This window comes from Acinetobacter sp. ACNIH1 (genome assembly GCF_002934695.1).
GTDB classification, from domain to species: domain Bacteria; phylum Pseudomonadota; class Gammaproteobacteria; order Pseudomonadales; family Moraxellaceae; genus Acinetobacter; species Acinetobacter variabilis.
The window spans coordinates 1,260,349-1,276,085 of the sequence record NZ_CP026420.1; the positions used below are offsets into that span (position 1 = coordinate 1,260,349).

The 15,737-nt window shown below is 45.2% G+C and carries 16 protein-coding genes; 3 read left to right on the top strand and 13 right to left on the bottom strand.

From position 1 onward, the window contains the following. Positions 1-112 precede the first annotated feature (112 nt). A complete protein-coding gene (locus tag C3F22_RS06245; protein ID WP_104426099.1) occupies positions 113-1,201 on the bottom strand; it encodes a zinc-binding metallopeptidase family protein in 1,089 nt (362 codons plus the stop codon). A 456-nt stretch (positions 1,202-1,657) separates the two neighbouring features. Here C3F22_RS06245 and C3F22_RS06250 point away from each other — a divergent pair, with 456 nt between their 5' ends. Both C3F22_RS06250 and C3F22_RS06255 read left to right on the top strand, forming a co-directional pair. Beyond that, a complete protein-coding gene (locus tag C3F22_RS06250; protein ID WP_104426988.1) occupies positions 1,658-2,116 on the top strand; it encodes a GNAT family N-acetyltransferase in 459 nt (152 codons plus the stop codon). A 233-nt stretch (positions 2,117-2,349) separates the two neighbouring features. After that, positions 2,350-3,237, top strand: a complete 888-nt coding sequence (locus C3F22_RS06255) for a DMT family transporter (protein WP_104426100.1) — start codon at positions 2,350-2,352, stop codon at positions 3,235-3,237. 59 nt (positions 3,238-3,296) lie between these two features. Here C3F22_RS06255 and pcaD read toward each other — a convergent pair whose 3' ends face one another. The 12 genes from pcaD to C3F22_RS06315 form a co-directional block, all read right to left on the bottom strand. Continuing rightward, the gene (pcaD, locus tag C3F22_RS06260) at positions 3,297-4,076 is read right to left on the bottom strand and encodes a 3-oxoadipate enol-lactonase (RefSeq protein ID WP_104426101.1); all 780 of its coding nucleotides are present in this window, start codon (positions 4,074-4,076) and stop codon (positions 3,297-3,299) included. A 97-nt stretch (positions 4,077-4,173) separates the two neighbouring features. Continuing rightward, entirely contained in the window at positions 4,174-5,379 is a 1,206-nt protein-coding gene (gene pcaF / locus C3F22_RS06265; protein ID WP_104426102.1) for a 3-oxoadipyl-CoA thiolase, read from the bottom strand. Between the two features lie 163 nt (positions 5,380-5,542). Further along, complete coding sequence (locus C3F22_RS06270) at positions 5,543-6,196, bottom strand: 3-oxoacid CoA-transferase subunit B (protein ID WP_104426103.1); 654 nt, start codon at positions 6,194-6,196, stop codon at positions 5,543-5,545. A gap of 15 nt (positions 6,197-6,211) precedes the next feature. Continuing rightward, positions 6,212-6,883 (bottom strand): 3-oxoacid CoA-transferase subunit A, encoded by a 672-nt coding sequence (locus tag C3F22_RS06275; protein WP_104426104.1) that lies wholly within the window; start codon positions 6,881-6,883, stop codon positions 6,212-6,214. Between the two features lie 24 nt (positions 6,884-6,907). Beyond that, entirely contained in the window at positions 6,908-8,128 is a 1,221-nt protein-coding gene (gene benE, locus C3F22_RS06280; RefSeq protein ID WP_104426105.1) for a benzoate/H(+) symporter BenE, read from the bottom strand. A 44-nt stretch (positions 8,129-8,172) separates the two neighbouring features. After that, positions 8,173-8,958 carry a benzoate diol dehydrogenase BenD gene (benD, locus tag C3F22_RS06285; protein WP_104426106.1) on the bottom strand — a complete coding sequence of 262 codons (786 nt, stop codon included), beginning with the start codon at positions 8,956-8,958 and terminating at the stop codon, positions 8,173-8,175. A gap of 16 nt (positions 8,959-8,974) precedes the next feature. Further along, positions 8,975-9,991, bottom strand: a complete 1,017-nt coding sequence (gene benC, locus C3F22_RS06290; RefSeq protein ID WP_104426107.1) for a benzoate 1,2-dioxygenase electron transfer component BenC — start codon at positions 9,989-9,991, stop codon at positions 8,975-8,977. Positions 9,992-10,079: 88 nt separating this feature from the next. Beyond that, positions 10,080-10,571, bottom strand: coding sequence for a benzoate 1,2-dioxygenase small subunit (gene benB / locus C3F22_RS06295; RefSeq protein ID WP_104426108.1), 492 nt, complete (start codon positions 10,569-10,571; stop codon positions 10,080-10,082). Further along, a complete protein-coding gene (benA, locus tag C3F22_RS06300) occupies positions 10,568-11,956 on the bottom strand; it encodes a benzoate 1,2-dioxygenase large subunit (protein WP_104426109.1) in 1,389 nt (462 codons plus the stop codon). The genes benB and benA overlap by 4 nt, the downstream gene beginning before the upstream one ends. Positions 11,957-12,031: 75 nt before the next feature. Further along, positions 12,032-12,952 carry a catechol 1,2-dioxygenase gene (gene catA, locus C3F22_RS06305; RefSeq protein WP_104426110.1) on the bottom strand — a complete coding sequence of 307 codons (921 nt, stop codon included), beginning with the start codon at positions 12,950-12,952 and terminating at the stop codon, positions 12,032-12,034. A 155-nt stretch (positions 12,953-13,107) separates the two neighbouring features. After that, the gene (gene catC / locus C3F22_RS06310; RefSeq protein ID WP_104426111.1) at positions 13,108-13,398 is read right to left on the bottom strand and encodes a muconolactone Delta-isomerase; all 291 of its coding nucleotides are present in this window, start codon (positions 13,396-13,398) and stop codon (positions 13,108-13,110) included. A gap of 15 nt (positions 13,399-13,413) precedes the next feature. Then, positions 13,414-14,523 carry a muconate/chloromuconate family cycloisomerase gene (locus C3F22_RS06315; protein WP_104426112.1) on the bottom strand — a complete coding sequence of 370 codons (1,110 nt, stop codon included), beginning with the start codon at positions 14,521-14,523 and terminating at the stop codon, positions 13,414-13,416. A 115-nt stretch (positions 14,524-14,638) separates the two neighbouring features. On the opposite strand from C3F22_RS06315, the gene C3F22_RS06320 reads away from it, so the two are divergent. After that, entirely contained in the window at positions 14,639-15,550 is a 912-nt protein-coding gene (locus C3F22_RS06320; RefSeq protein ID WP_005100217.1) for a LysR family transcriptional regulator, read from the top strand. The last annotated feature ends 187 nt before the right edge of the window (positions 15,551-15,737 follow it).

A 15,737-nucleotide genomic window follows, 5' to 3' on the forward strand; every position in this document is an offset into this window, starting at 1 on the left:
AGATGGCGATGCTTTTGGTCAGCTAAAAGCATTGCTTAATTTATTGAAATAGTCTTAAGCCAAAATAAAGCCCGTAGATTACGGGCTTTATTTATTGTGTTAGATAAATATTTTAGTTCTGAATCAGACGTGGGTTATTAAAGACTTTATCCAATATATGCCGATGAATGAAACGCAGTTTATCTTTCACAGCTTCAGTCAGCTTAAAGGGGTAAGCATCTTCCAGACCCATACTGCGATTTAAGGCATTCAAGTTAAAGGTCAGCGTGACCCAGTTTTCCAGGATATGTTCAAAATCCTGTCCACCAATCGGGCATTCTTTAAAGTCCATACTGGCCAGGTTTCGGCCATTACCTTCCACGCGTAGACCGGCATAAAATGCAGTTTCCAGTGTTTCCATGATATGCAGATAATGTGACCAGGTTTCAGCCCAATCTTCCCACGGGTGTGTAGTGGCATAGGGACTAATATATTTTTCATGCCAGTTGATAGGCGCACCTTGATTATAGTGCCTCTCTAGTGCTTCACTATAATTTTGCCGCTCATCTCCAAAATAATGGCGAAGTTCATCGAGTAATTCCGGATGTAGATGCTGGATGACGTTAAAATAAAAATGCCCACTTTCATGACGAAAATGCCCTAATAATGTCCTGTAATTTTCACCCATATTGACCCGGGTTGTTTCCCGATAAACCACATCGGCCTCGAAGGCATTTAAGGTAATCACCCCATTGGCATGGCCGGTAAGTACTGGCTTGTCTTTTTCAGGAAGAAGAAAATCAAAACGCAAACCCAATGGATCATCATCCGAATGTTTTGGACGAGGCATAATGTTCATACGTTGGGTCAGATACAGAAAACGGCGTTTGGCTTCCTCGAGCCGATACCAGTAAATCATGTTCTCAGAATTTTCCAGATTTGGAATTACATGAGTCAGCTGGCAGGATTCGCAAAAATCTTCCTCGTCATCTACAGGGATCATCCAGTTACATACCTGATGATGGGTATAGTTATAGCAAGGTTTATAACGGGAATGTTGATACTTTTCGGCAACCGGAACCCACTCCTGAGCATTCAGCTTTTTAAATGTCGTCATTTCTTTTTCGGATGCGATATAACCGATAGGGGAAAGGCAGTGATCACACACGAATTTGGCGAAAAAGATCTGCTGTTCGCAAACTGGACATTCAAAATATTTCATCGATACTCCCTGCGAAATGAATGAATTACAATGGATTGCTGAAACTCTGTAATTTATATTCAGATTGCATTGCGGAATTTTATCCTGTTTAAAAATTCATCATAAAAATTTCTTAAAAAACACTATGTTGATTAATTGTAAAATGCATGTGATCGATTATTCATTAGATTATAGTTTAGTGACTGTTTATAGAAGAAAAGCTGACAGAAATAAAAAAACCGATGAACTGACTTATGTATTTTTTTCTTAAATAAAAACGAGAGTATCAATTTAAAAAAACTGAATAATGCAAACTATAAAAAATTAGAGATCAAAAATTATTGAAAAAAATTGATTGAATAGCATTTTTCATAAGACCTAATTGGTATATATTTTACTCAATGTTAAAACATGCATCATGCTGAAAAATAAATTATTTTTAATTTTTTAGTTCTGCTTTTGGGGTATTAAGATATGATGAAGATAAGAAAAGTCACTGTTCAGGATACACTTGCAATTGCGAACGTCATTGCCCCATTTGTTGATGTCTTGATTTCTAGTGAAGAGGGGCGCAAGCGTTTTCAACCTGAAATTCTTCAGACCATTTTTGACCGAGCTGATATTCATTATTTTATTGGAGAAATTAATCAAAAAATTGTGGGCGTAGTGGCCTATATGGAACCTGCACACTTCATGCACTTTTTTCTGGATCCAGCTTATCAGGGTCAGGGATATGGACGACAAATGTGGAATTTTTTAGAAGAACAAATCCGTAATCAAGGGCATCAAAAGATTACAGTCAAATCCAGTTTATATGGCTTCAATATTTATAAAAAATTTGGTTTTGTTGAGACGGGTGAACTTACTCAGGAACATGGCATTCGCTTTATTCCAATGGAAAAAGTTTATTCTGATGAAACATCTTCGGTCTCTTAAAATAGAAGAGCCGTTTATTATAAGTTAATCAAAGATCAGGAGTTATTTTCTTATTTTTTTGCATAGTTGGAATCTGAGAAATCAATTTTATCCCTGTCAATTTGATAAATTTTAATTATTTTTGAATTAGAAAATTAAACTTTTAGCTATTAGCCATTATCTCATTTTTAATTAGTCATAGATTGTACTAAGGCATAGAATTAATTCACTTTTACGGCATTAACGATCAGGGTATGGCAATCAGCTGGATTTTCTTCACTTTAATGGCTGCATTTATGCAGGCCTGGCGAAATGCCTTTCAAAAACAGCTCAGCACAACTGTCGATATCTGGGGCGTGACACTGGCGCGTTTCCTGTTTGGCTTTCCGCTAGCAGGGCTTTACATCGCAGCTTTATATCACTTCAAACCGGTAGAAAGTGTGGTGCATTTTACCCCGAAGTATTGGATCTATATCCTGATTGCCGGTATCAGCCAGATTCTGGCAACCGCCTTGATGGTGCAGCTGTTTAAACAGAAAAATTATGCGATTGGCGTTGGATTGGCAAAAAGTGAAGCGATTCTGGCTGCCATTATCGGAGTGATTTTTCTGTCAGATCATCTGTCTGTACTGGCATGGATCGGGGTGCTGATCGGTGGTTATGCGGTATTCCTGCTGAGTAAGGGCAATCAGCTCACCGGTCTATCCACCAAGACTTTAGCCATCGGAATCGGCAGCGGTTTGAGCTTTGCTATTACTTCACTCTTGGTACGTGAAGCCAGTCTGGAATTACCAATGTTGCCAACCATGCATAGAGCTTCATGGGTACTGATTTCGGTGATTGGTTTCCAATGTATCAGTATGCTGATCTATTTAAGTTTATTTAGCCGCAAAACCTTAGTTGCCATGTGGCAACGTTTGGGACTTACTTTTAAAGTCAGTTTTTGTAGCTTTATGGCATCACTCGGTTGGTTTACCGCCATGAGTATGATGAGCGTGCCAATCGTGAAAACCTTGGGACAAATCGAAATCCTGTTCAGTCTGCTGATTTCAGCTTATTTCTTTAAAGAAAAATTGGCGCGTGCCGAGCATTGGGGCTTGGGACTGGTGGTGATTGCAGCGATGCTGGTGATCTGGGCTTAACGAATCAACGAATAAAAAGAAAAGCCACGAAATATCGTGGCTTTTTTTACAACCATAGATCAAGCAGCAAGAAAAGTTTGTACTGCCTGATTAAAGGCTTCCGGCTGTTCAATATTGGAAATATGCGAAGCATTGATTTCAAACAACTTGCTATTCGCAATACGTTGCTGCATAAACTGGCCATCTGCAACAGTCGTCACCGGATCCTGCTGACCCGCTATAATCAGCACAGGGATTTGAATACTGCTAAGTTGTTCGCGGACATCCGCCTTAGCCAGAGCTTCACAGCAGTTTGCATAGCCTTCTGGGCTGCCAGCTCCGAGGTCGTTTGAAAGTTCTGCAACGACTGCCGGGTTGCTCTGGATAAAGGGATTGGTAAACCAGCGTGATGCTGCAGTTGCAGCAATCGGAGCAAGACCTTGCTCACGGACAAGCGCAGCACGGTCTTGCCATGCCTGTTCCTGGCCAATTTTGGCTGCGGTGTTACAAACAATCACGTGGTTAAAACGTTCTGGCTTATGAATCGCTAACCATTGACCGGTTAAGCCACCCATAGAAATACCACAGAATGCTGCTTTTGCAATATTCAAATGATCCAGAAGACTCACGACATCCTGACCCAGTTGTTCCAGACTATATGGGCCTTGTGGCGCAAAAGATGCACCATGACCACGGGTGTCATAACAGATTACGTAATAATCCTGCTGGAAATGTTCAATCTGTGGCTGCCACATGCTGTATTTGGTGCCCAGTGAATTGGAAAATACCAATGCAGGTTTGTTGGCATCCCCAAAAGTCTGGTAATTAATCTGGGCATCATTTGATGTAAATGTTGGCATTTGTTATTCCTTTTATTTCCTTCTAAAAGTTCTTCCCTGAACAAGGCATAAGCACTGCTTAAGCCTTGTGCAAGAAAGGGAGGTTAGGAGGGATTTTTTAAACACGTTCAATAATCAGCGCGATACCTTGACCTACGCCAATGCACATAGAGCAGAGAGCATATTTCCCGCCAGTCTGTTCCAGCTGGTTCAGTGCGGTTGTCACCAGACGGGCACCGGAAGCACCGAGTGGATGGCCAATGGCAATGGCACCGCCATTCGGGTTTACATGGGCAGCATCATCTGGAAGGTCAAGGTCACGGGTCACGGCTAAGGCCTGTGCAGCAAAGGCTTCATTCAGTTCAATGACATCCATCTGATCTAGTGTCAAACCGGTCTGGGCCAGTAGCTTTCTAATCGCTGGTGCCGGACCAAAGCCCATAATGCGTGGTTCAACACCGACAACCGTTGAGCCAATAATTTTGGCACGCACTTCTAGGCCATATTCAGCAACAGCTTCATCAGAGGCAATCAGGAGTGCCGCTGCACCATCGTTAATGCCAGAAGCATTGCCGGCAGTCACCGTACCATCCGCTTTTACAACTGGTTTTAGCTTAGTTAAACCTTCTAGTGTCGTAGAAGCACGTGGATGTTCATCTGTATCAACAACCACAGGTTCGCCTTTACGCTGAGAAATCACTACCGGAATGATTTCATTTTTAAAGAAACCTTTGGCCTGCGCCGCTGCAGTACGTTGCTGGCTGGTCAGGGCAAACTTGTCTTGATCTTCACGGTTGATATTGAACTGTGCTGCCACATTTTCCGCAGTTTCCGGCATGGTTTCCACGCCATACAGTTCCTTCAGTTTCGGGTTGATAAAACGCCAGCCCATGGTAGTATCTTCAAGCTTTTGAGTACGGCCATAAGCGGTTTCAGACTTACCCATCACCAGCGGTGCACGTGACATGGATTCCACACCACCAGCCATAATCAGATCGGCTTCACCGGCTTTAATGGCACGAGCCGCAATGGCTACCGCATCGAGTGATGAACCGCAAAGACGGTTAATTGTAGTTGCCGGTACCTGATAAGGCACTCCTGCGAGCAAAGCGGACATACGACCCACGTTGCGGTTATCTTCACCAGCCTGGTTGGCACAGCCATAGATGATGTCATCCACTTTTTCCCAGTTGATACTTGGGTTACGTTCCATCAGCGCTTTAATCGGGATCGCGCCAAGATCATCAGCACGGACAGGTGCCAGTCCACCCGCATAGCGACCGAATGGGGTACGGATGGCATCGATAATATATGCATTTTTCATTGTTTCTATTTCCAGTTCTCTAATCCCTCCCGACCTCCCTTTGATAAAGGGAGGAGAGCTTCCGTCATATATTTTCGAAAGTCCCCCTTTCTTGCACATTGACTTAAAGCAGTGCTTAAGTCTCGTTCAGGGGATATAGGGGGATTTAATTTTGCTTTATTACTTAACCTTGTGTCGCATCAATCAATGTTGCACCCGTCATCGACTGCAATTCTTCAAATGACAGACCTTCAACTTTTTCAATCACTTTCATGCCTTCAGCCGTGACATCAATCACACACAGATCGGTATAAATACGGTCTACACATTTCAGGCCAGTGGCAGGATAAGTCAGTTCAGCCACAATCTTAGGTTCGCCTTTTTTAGTGACATGATCAGTAGTGATAAAGACTTTCTTGGCGCCGACGGCCAGATCCATCGCGCCACCGACTGCAGGAATTGCATCGGGTGCACCGGTATGCCAGTTGGCCAGATCACCATTTTCAGCGACTTGGAAAGCACCCAAAACTGCGATATCTAAGTGTCCGCCGCGCATCATCGCAAAAGAATCCCCATGATGGAAAAAAGCACCGCCAGTCAGCATGGTCACAAATTCTTTACCGGCATTGATCAGTTCAGGGTCTTCTTCACCTTTGGCAGGTGGCGGGCCAAAAGCTAGCAAGCCATTTTCAGAATGCAGGAAAACATCCTTGTCTGCAGGCAGATAGCTAGCAATCTTGGTCGGCAGGCCAATACCAAGGTTGACATAGGTACCATCAGGAATGTCCTGGGCAACACGTTCAGCAATCTGGTCGCGGGTCAGTTTGATATAGCTCATGATTTTGCTCCTGAATTACTGTGCCGTTTGTACTTGGACAACGTGTTGGACAAAGATGCCCGGGGTAATAATGTGTTCCGGATCCAGCTCACCGAGTTCAACCACTTCAGCGACTTGGGCAATGGTAATGTCTGCGGCCATCGCCATGATTGGACCAAAGTTACGTGCGGATTTACGGTAAACCAGATTGCCCCAGCGATCGCTTTTATGCGCCTTGATCAGGGCAAAGTCTGCTTTAATTGGATTTTCTAAAACGTAATCTTTGCCTTCATAATTCAGGGTAGGCTTGCCTTCCGCCAGCAAGGTACCAAAACCGGTAGGCGTGTAGATTGGCCCTAGCCCCATACCTGCAGCCTGAATCCGGCAGGCCAGGTTTCCTTGCGGCACCAGTTCCAGCTCGATTTTTCCGGCACGGTACAGCTCGTCAAAGACCCATGAGTCTGACTGGCGCGGGAAAGAGCAGATGATTTTACGTACTGCGCCAGTCTTTAGCAGTTTTGCCAGACCATAGTCACCATTGCCGGCATTATTGTTAACGATCACCAGATCTTTCACGCCCAGCTCAATCAGACCATCAATCAGTTCAGCAGGCTGACCTGCGGTACCGAAACCACCAATCATGATGGTGGAACCGTCTTTGATTTGTGAAAGTGCTTCAACCAGAGAAGCAGAACTTTTATCAATCATAATCTTTCCTTTACTGCCTATCACTCAGGCACGTTTTGAATCAGAAGCTAAATTTGTTTTCGGTGAAGATTTCTTTGAGGTAAGTACAAAGTGCGCCAGCAGGCCGATACAGATGCCCCAGACCACAGAACTCATGCCCAACAGGCTCATGCCAGAAGCAGTAGCTAGAAAGGTAATCAGGGCAGATTCACGCTGGTTTTCGGTTTGCATGGCCACGGTCAGGTTGCTGGAAATTGCACCGAGTAATGCCAAACCAGCCAGTGCAGCGACCAGTTCTTTTGGAAACAGGCTAAACAGCATTACAATGCTGCCAGCAAACAGGCCACCGAGGATGTAAAACAGTCCATTACAGATACCAGCGATATAACGTTTGTCTTTGGCTTCATGCGCATCTGCACCCATACACAGGGCTGCAGTAATCGAACCAAGCACGGTTGTGATGGCACCAAAGCAGACAAAAATCAGTGAGGTAATACTGGCGGTGGTAATAATCGGTTTGGCTGGAACGTTATAACCAGACAGCTTTAATAAACTCATGCCTGGCAGGAACTGGCCCGAAAGGCTAACCAGAATCAGCGGGAGTGCCAGGTTTAGGGTAGAATTCCAGCTCCATTCTGGTTGGATGAATTGAGGAATAGCAATACTGAAATTCATGGTAACGGGCTGGAATTTGCCAAAGATCAAACTCAGGATCAGCCCTACACCCAGTACCCAGAGCATGGCATAGCGTGGGTTAAAGCGTTTCGCGATCAGGAACACCATCAGCATGCTGGTCACGATGATGGGCATGTTTTCGGTAGCAGTAAAAAGCCCAAGTCCAAAATTCACTAGAATCCCGGCCATCATCCCGGCAGCTACCGATTGTGGAATCAAGGCCAGTAATTTGTCGAAATAACCTGTAATACCAATCACGAACAACACCACAGCTGTGGTGATATAGGCGGCAATGGCTTCATTCAGGGAAATTTCAGGAAACAGGGTCACCAGTAGGGCTGTTCCTGGTGCTGACCAGGCCATCACTACCGGGACTTTAAACTTCACCGACAGGTAAATGCTGGAAATAGCAGCAGCGATGGAAATACCCCAGATCCATGAAATCATCATGGCAGGCGAGACCTGCGCCTGCTGGGCCGCCTGGAAAAAAATAATCAGGGGACCGGAATAGGAAATCAGCACTGCTAAAAATCCTGCCACAGTGGCTGAAATTGACCAGTCATCCTTCAGGGTTTGAAACAGGTGTGTCATTGCGGTTGCCTCCTTGCGGTCAATGAACCTGTATGCAATCAGGTTTAACCCTGATCACCGCCACCAACGGGAACCACGGTTCCAGTCATATACGATGCTTCATCTGAAGCGAGGAACAGAATGGCGTTGACCTGTTCCTGGATCGTGCCATAGCGTTTCATATGGCTGCGATCCTTGGTTTGGTCGACCACATCCTGCATCCATTGTTCTTCCTGTTCACTCAGCGGTTTGGCATTGCGTGGAATCTTGCGTGGCGGTGCTTCGGTACCACCGGTTGCCACTGCATTCACGCGGATACCATCTTTGGCATAGGCAAAGGCCAGGGAAGCGGTCAGCGCATTTACGCCACCTTTGGAAGCCGAATACGGCGCACGATGGATCCCGCAGGTCGCAATCGATGACACATTCACGATCGTGCCTTGCTGCTGCTTGATCATTTGCGGTAGCACTGCACGGCAACACCACATGGTTGGGAACAATGAACGGTTCACTTCCTTGATGATTTCTTCTTCAGAAAATTCTTCAAAAGGTTTCATCCAGATCGCACCGCCAACATTGTTGATCAGCACATCAATACGTCCATAGGTCTCTAATGCTTTAGCCATGACAACTTCGGCACCAACATAGGTTTCCAGATTGGCCTTGACGATGATGGCATCACCGCCAGCCGCTTCGATTTCTGCCAGGGTTTCCTGCACATAGTCGGAAATATCGGCCAATACTAGCTGTGCGCCTTCAGCAGCAGCCTGGATGGCTACACCGCGGCCGATACCTTGGGCAGCACCGGTCACGATAACCACTTTATTTAAAAATCTTTGACGTTCGGTCATGTCGAAATATCCTCAATCAGTTCGCTGAGAATTTTTCAAACAGGAAGCTGGTAGGTTTAACACCTTCCGCATCCAGCCAGCTGCGAACTGCTTCAACCATTGGCACTGGACCACACAGGTAGATGTCGACATCGCCACCATTTAGCCATTCATTTTTAATATGGCCAGTCACATAACCTTTACGCTCATGTGTAGATTCTGGATTTGCGACCACCGTGCGATATTCGAACCATGGGAATTTGTCCTGTAGTTCATTCAGCTTTTCAATTGCGACCAGGTCGAAGTCATTGGTCACTCCAAAGACCAGACGTACTGGATGTTCAGACCCTTTTTCTTCCAGTACCTGTAACATCGACATAAATGGTGCGATGCCTGTACCACCTGCCAGCATTAATACCGGACGGGTGACATTACGTAGATAGAAGCTGCCGAATGGACCGGTAAAGGTCATTTTGTCACCGGCTTTTGCATCAGCGCTGAGGAAGCTCGACATTTTGCCGTTAGGGACATTACGAACTACAAAACCAGTTAAACGGTTACCCGGTTTAGAGCTGAATGAATAAGAACGGGTTTCGGTGGTTCCAGGAATACCGACATTGACATATTGTCCGGCCAGAAAATGGATATCTGGTTGACCATCATCGAGTTGAATATCAAAGGTAATGGTGGAGTCAGACAGGTTTTCTACACGAGCCAACGTACCTTGAAATGCGTGAATCTCGGTTTTGCAGACATCAGACGAAGCCTGAATCTGGAACACGGCATCCGAAGTCGGTTTACATTGGCAAGCCAGAATAAAACCTTCTGCGGCTTCTTCTGGAGTCAGTGCATCTTCAATATACATTTCTTCAGGCATGTCATACGCACCTGATTCACAGAAAGCGCGGCACGTTCCACATGCACCGTCACGGCAATCTAGAGGGATATTGATCTTTTGACGGTAAGCTGCATCGGACAGGGTTTCGCCTTGGGCAACACTAATAAAACGTGTAACGCCATCTTCAAATTGGAGTGCAACATTGTGGTTTGACATGGCTGAATATCCTATATAAATCTTTGAAACTTAGCCTTTCAGCCATATTTCCCTAGCTGAAAGGTCTGACCTTGCTGTCGAAACAGTCTTAGAGGTGATAAATGTCGATAACCTGGTTGATGTAATCGTTTTTCAGCACCACGTATTTGCTTAGAATCTGTGGTTTTTCACCTGAAAAATCGATCTCGTAACGAGACATACCGAAATAGCTGTAGCTGGTTTTGTAACGGAAACTCAGGGTATTCCAGTTAAAGCGCACAATGACCTTGTCGCCATCACGTTCCACAATTTCAATATTGCAGATGTTGTGGCTGGTACGGGTATCCGGCATGGTGGCAGATGAACGTTCTGTCTTGATCCGGAACACACGGTCTTCCAGGCCCTGACGGTCAGGGTAATAGATCAGTGAGATTTCAGACTGTGGATCTTCAGTCAGGCGGTCATCATCATCCCAGGCTGGCATCCAGAAAGAAGCAGTAGGGGCGTAGCACTGTAACCAGTCATCCCATTGCTCATCATCTAAAAAGCGGGCTTCCTGATACAGGAACTGTGCAATATTTTCTAAAGTGATGTCGCTCATGCGGTTTCTCCTTCAGTGCTTGCAGCAATTTCTTTTTCAGTCGCAATGCCTTTTTTGATCAGTTCTAGCCAGTACTGGTGTTGTGCCAGATATAAGCCTTCATCTTCAGTTTTAATGCCAGACAGCTTTGGTTTCAGGCCAATTTCATTGGCTGCATCATCCGGCCCTTGAATCCAGTGTTTAGAACCACGACACATGTCATTCCATTCCAGTGCGATCCCGGCATAGCCCGCCTGACAGGCACGAAATTCTTCCAGATCGTCTGGGGTAGCCATACCAGAAGCATTAAAGAAATCTTCATACTGACGGATACGGCGGGTGCGTGCTTCAGGCTCTTCACCGACAGGACCGATACAGTAAATCGTCACTTCAGTCTTATCGACGGAGATTGGACGCAGAACACGGATTTGTGAGCCGAACTGATCCATAAAATAAACGTTTGGATAGATACACAGGTTACGTGAGCGTTCGATCATCCATTTCGCCATGGCTTCGCCATAACGCTCGGTATATTCATCTTTCTTGGCAAAGTTTGGACGGTCTTCCGGATTGGCCCATTGGGTCCAAAGCAGCATGTGGCCATGTTCAAAGCCGTAAGAACCACCGCCTTGTTTACCCCATGAACCTGCGCTCATGGCACGAATATTATCGCCAGCTTCTTTTTCCTTACGTTGCTGAGTGGTCGCGGCGTAGTTCCAGTGCACGGCAGAGACGTGATAACCATCGGCACCGTTTTCTGCAGTCAGCTTCCAGTTACCTTCATAGGTATAAGTCGATGAACCGCGTAAAACTTCCAGACCTTGCTCAGACTGACCTACGATCATGTCGATAATCTTGGTAGCTTCGCCCAGGTATTCTTCCAGAGATGGAACATCAGGATTCAGGCTGCCAAACAAGAAGCCTTTGTAATTTTCAAAACGGGCTACTTTTTTCAGGTCATGAGAACCGTCCTGGTTAAAGCAATCTGAATAGCCTGCATCAGCAGGATCTTTCACCTTTAACAGCTTGCCTGAGTTATTGAATGTCCAGCCATGGAATGGGCAGGTATAGGTTGCTTTATTGCCACGCTTATAACGGCAGAGCTGTGCACCGCGGTGAGAGCAGGCATTGATCATGGCATTCAGTTCGCCATTGCGGTTACGTGCAATGATGATTGGCTGACGGCCAATATGGGTTGTGTAGTAATCGTTGTTATTGGGAATCTGGCTCTCATGGGCCAGATAAACCCAGTTTCCTTCAAAGATGTATTTCATTTCCAGATCAAACAGGGCTTGATCAGTAAATACGGAACGGTGCAGTTTAAATTCACCAGATTCAAAATCATCGACCAGTAATTCATCAATACGGTCTAAATGGCTGGTGTTAATTACAGGAATACGAGGCATGTCCAGTCTCCGACTTTCCAAGGAGGGGAAGTCATCGGGATGTTGCTCAGACTGACATCCCGATTCCATTTTGAATTAAGCGCTTGCGCGACGACGTTCTACTTCAGTGCTTGGTGCAGCAGCCTGGTCTTTCACCAGTTCAATATTGAACTGGATATGTTTGAATGGACCATTTAAACCACGACGTGCGATTTCAGCTTCATCGGTCACATCAACAGCGGTTGCGACCAGACCATCACGTGTGGCGAAGGCAAAGTCATCCCACAGGTATTGATCGCCTTCGATATTGAACTGTGTGGTTAACTTTCGGTAACCCGGTGCAGATACGAAGTAATGCACATGAGATGGGCGGTTACCGTGACGACCTAATTTATCCAGTACGAACTGGGTAGTACCTTCAGGTGGACAGCCATAACCGACCGGCATGGTAGTCAGGGCAACATATTTACCGTCTTGATCGGTAAAGATAGAGCGGCGCAGGTTAAAGTCAGATTGTGACTTGTCAAAGAAAGAGTAGTTGCCCAGGCTGTTGGCATGCCAGACCTCAACTTTTGCACCTTCAATGATGTTGCCGTCAGTGTCAGTCACTGTGCCTTCAATGATCAGGGTTGGAATTTTGCCTTCTTCAGAACCATCATCCATACGCGCAAAACCAACTGACTCAGGAGCACCTGCAACATACAGCGGGCCTTCGATGGTACGTGGTGTACCGCCAGTAATGCCGGCTTTGGCATCTGCTTCATCCGCGCGTAAGTCTAAGTAATGTTCCAGACCTAGACCTGCAGCCAGTAAGCCTAATTCATTGGCTTGACCTGCATCAGTAAAGTATTCCAGACCTTTCCAGAGTTCAGTCTGAGAAATATCAAGATCTTCAATAGCCTGGAAAAGATCACCTAATAAACGTACAACAACTTGTTGTACACGCTCATCAACTGGTCCTGTCGCTGTATCGACATTCATTTTTTTAACCAGTGCATCAATTTCTTGGCGGTTCATACTATTGCTCCTAAAGTATGTTTTCATATTTTAGTGGCGCATGTTTTAGCATTCGTTTGGCTGGCTAAATCTTGCTGGCCACAAGTCCTTTTGGATTACCCTCAGGTGTATGGGGTGGGAAGGAAATTCTTTCATTTCCATTCCCAAATTTTTAATTACTTGTCATCATCTCGAATCGATGATGGATGGCGGTTCAATGCCATAACTTCGATGTTCATATACGGGTAGAGCGGCAAGCCCTGTAGCAGGTTGTGCAACTCTTCATTGCTTTCAACATCAAAAATACTGATGTTTGAATACTGTCCGGTGATGCGCCAGATATGACGCCATTTACCCTGGCGTTGCAGATCCTGTGAATAGGCTTTTTCGACAGCCTTAATTTCATTGGCCTGTTCAACTGGCATATCTTTTGGAATATTGACGTCCATTCGTACTTGGAAAAGCATGGGATTCTCCTGGAATTATTGATGACGCAAGTTGTCAATCTTGTTTTCATCCAACTCAATACCCAGACCTGGTCCTTTCGGAATCTCAAGTTCAAAGTTTTGATACTGGAGTGGGGTTCTTAAAATTTCATCAGTTAACAGCAGTGGACCAAACAGTTCGGTGCCATAAGCGAGACTTTCAAAAGTCGAGAAGGCATGGGCAGAGGCGATCGTGCCCACCGGACCTTCAAGCATGGTGCCGCCATACAGATCGATACCTGCCAGCTGTGCCACTTTTGCAACTTCACAACCTTCAATCAGGCCACCAGATTGCGCCACTTTGACTGCAAAAACTGATGAGCCATGCTGACGTGCGATCTGATAGGCAGACTGCGGACCCATCAAGGATTCATCCGCCATGATGGCGATATCAAAACGCTGGGTCAGACGTCGCATTGCATCCAGATTATCAATGGCACATGGCTGTTCAATCAGGTCAATGCCGCCGTCCTGGAGTAACTGAATGCCTTTAATCGCGTCTAGCTCTGTCCAGGCACGGTTCACATCAACACGGATCGAAATGTCTTTGCCTAATGCCTGTTTAATGGCAAGCACGTGTTCAACATCCTGTTCCACTGGACGAGAACCAATTTTCAGTTTGAAAATATTGTGGCGTTTGGCCGCAATCATTTTCTGGGCTTCAGTAATGTCTTTCTCGGTATTGCCAGATGCCAATACCCACAGCACTGGTACGCTGTTACGTAAACGTCCACCTAGAATTTCACTCAGTGGCTGGTTCAGACGTTGTGCCTGAATATCCAGTAGCGCAGTTTGAATGGCACATTTGGCAAAACGGTTACCATTAATATTCTTTTTGATGGCTCGTAATGTCTGTGCAACATTCAAACCCGATAATGTTTTCAGAAGCGGTGCAAAGTAAGTCTCAATATTCACTTTGACACTTTCTGGGCTTTCTTCACCGTAGCCTAAACCGCCAATAGTGGTGGCTTCGCCCCAACCCACATAGCCGTCTTCGGTGGTGATTTTGACCAGGACCAGTGTCTGGGTTTGCATGGTTGCGACAGCCATCTTGTGAGGACGGATCGTCGGTATTTGAACCAGCAAGGTTTCAACTGACTTATACATAATTACGCTTCACATTCTTGCTTTAATGTTTTGACTTGATATACCTTAAAAGAATAATTTTGATTGGTCTAAGATCGATTTAGCATTTTTTTATACTTTAAAGGTATTTAGGAATATGGAACTCAGGCATTTGCGTTACTTTGTCGCAGTCGTCGAAGAACAAAGTTTTACCAAGGCGGCAGAAAAACTGTTTATTGCTCAACCACCTTTAAGCAGACAGATACAAAATCTGGAACAGGAACTGGATATTCAGCTCTTTGAAAGAGGTAGCCGACCGCTTAAGACCACAGAAGCAGGTCAATTCTTCTACCAGCATGCGGTTAAACTTTTGTCTAATGCGGAAGAAATCAAATCGATGACCAAGCGGATTGGTATCGCGGATCGCACCATTAGCATTGGTTTTGTTGGCTCGTTATTGTTCGGTTTGCTATCGCGTATTGTGTTTCTATTTAAGCAGCAACATCCCCAGCTCAAAATTGAGATGGTTGAAATGAATACTTCAGAGCAGATTCAGGCACTTAAAGAAGGGCGGATTGATGTCGGTTTTGGACGTTTAAGGATTTCAGATCCGGCAGTGAAACGGGTATTACTGCGTGAAGAACGGCTGATGGTCGCGGCACATTCCAGCCATTTTCTTTCGCAACGAGATGGCGTGAATCTGGCTGAACTGGTAGATCAGCCACTCTTTTTATACCCGAATAATGGTAAGGCTAATTTTTCTACCCAGGTGCGCGGTATATTTTCCGAGTATGGGCTGGAACCGAAAAATATCCGTGCAGTCAGTGAATTGCAACTGGCGCTTGGTTTTGTGGCTGCCGGAGAGGGCGTCTGTATTGTGCCGGAAAGTGCCCAGAATATTCGTCTGGCACATTTAAACTTTATCCCTTTATTAGATGAATTTGCGGTCAGTCCGGTTTTTATGGCTATTCGTAATATGGATGAAAGTGAATATATTCGTTATCTGTTTGATGCGGTCTATCAGGTCTATGATCTTGAAGCGATTAAATATGATCGTGCTGTATTTTAATTCAGATCAATACCTGTCTGGATCTTATAGGGAATAAAGCGAATCCATATTTTAATATTGAATGAAGGTTTCATTTTTTGGATGAATATCATTAAGGCATAGTAAATAAAGCTTTTTCTTTAAGGCAGACTTTATAGGTATAGAAGCATGCCTATTCAGTTTTGGACATTTATGCACATCTTCTGCA

Bases quoted from the DNA above. Each gene is read 5' to 3' on its own strand.
- C3F22_RS06245 (WP_104426099.1), bottom strand. From the start codon at position 1,201: ATGAAATATTTTGAATGTCCAGTTTGCGAACAGCAGATCTTTTTCGCC.
- C3F22_RS06250 (WP_104426988.1), top strand. From the start codon at position 1,658: ATGAAGATAAGAAAAGTCACTGTTCAGGATACACTTGCAATTGCGAAC.
- C3F22_RS06255 (WP_104426100.1), top strand. From the start codon at position 2,350: ATGGCAATCAGCTGGATTTTCTTCACTTTAATGGCTGCATTTATGCAG.
- pcaD (WP_104426101.1), bottom strand. From the start codon at position 4,076: ATGCCAACATTTACATCAAATGATGCCCAGATTAATTACCAGACTTTT.
- pcaF (WP_104426102.1), bottom strand. From the start codon at position 5,379: ATGAAAAATGCATATATTATCGATGCCATCCGTACCCCATTCGGTCGC.
- C3F22_RS06270 (WP_104426103.1), bottom strand. From the start codon at position 6,196: ATGAGCTATATCAAACTGACCCGCGACCAGATTGCTGAACGTGTTGCC.
- C3F22_RS06275 (WP_104426104.1), bottom strand. From the start codon at position 6,883: ATGATTGATAAAAGTTCTGCTTCTCTGGTTGAAGCACTTTCACAAATC.
- benE (WP_104426105.1), bottom strand. From the start codon at position 8,128: ATGACACACCTGTTTCAAACCCTGAAGGATGACTGGTCAATTTCAGCC.
- benD (WP_104426106.1), bottom strand. From the start codon at position 8,958: ATGACCGAACGTCAAAGATTTTTAAATAAAGTGGTTATCGTGACCGGT.
- benC (WP_104426107.1), bottom strand. From the start codon at position 9,991: ATGTCAAACCACAATGTTGCACTCCAATTTGAAGATGGCGTTACACGT.
- benB (WP_104426108.1), bottom strand. From the start codon at position 10,571: ATGAGCGACATCACTTTAGAAAATATTGCACAGTTCCTGTATCAGGAA.
- benA (WP_104426109.1), bottom strand. From the start codon at position 11,956: ATGCCTCGTATTCCTGTAATTAACACCAGCCATTTAGACCGTATTGAT.
- catA (WP_104426110.1), bottom strand. From the start codon at position 12,952: ATGAACCGCCAAGAAATTGATGCACTGGTTAAAAAAATGAATGTCGAT.
- catC (WP_104426111.1), bottom strand. From the start codon at position 13,398: ATGCTTTTCCAAGTACGAATGGACGTCAATATTCCAAAAGATATGCCA.
- C3F22_RS06315 (WP_104426112.1), bottom strand. From the start codon at position 14,523: ATGTATAAGTCAGTTGAAACCTTGCTGGTTCAAATACCGACGATCCGT.
- C3F22_RS06320 (WP_005100217.1), top strand. From the start codon at position 14,639: ATGGAACTCAGGCATTTGCGTTACTTTGTCGCAGTCGTCGAAGAACAA.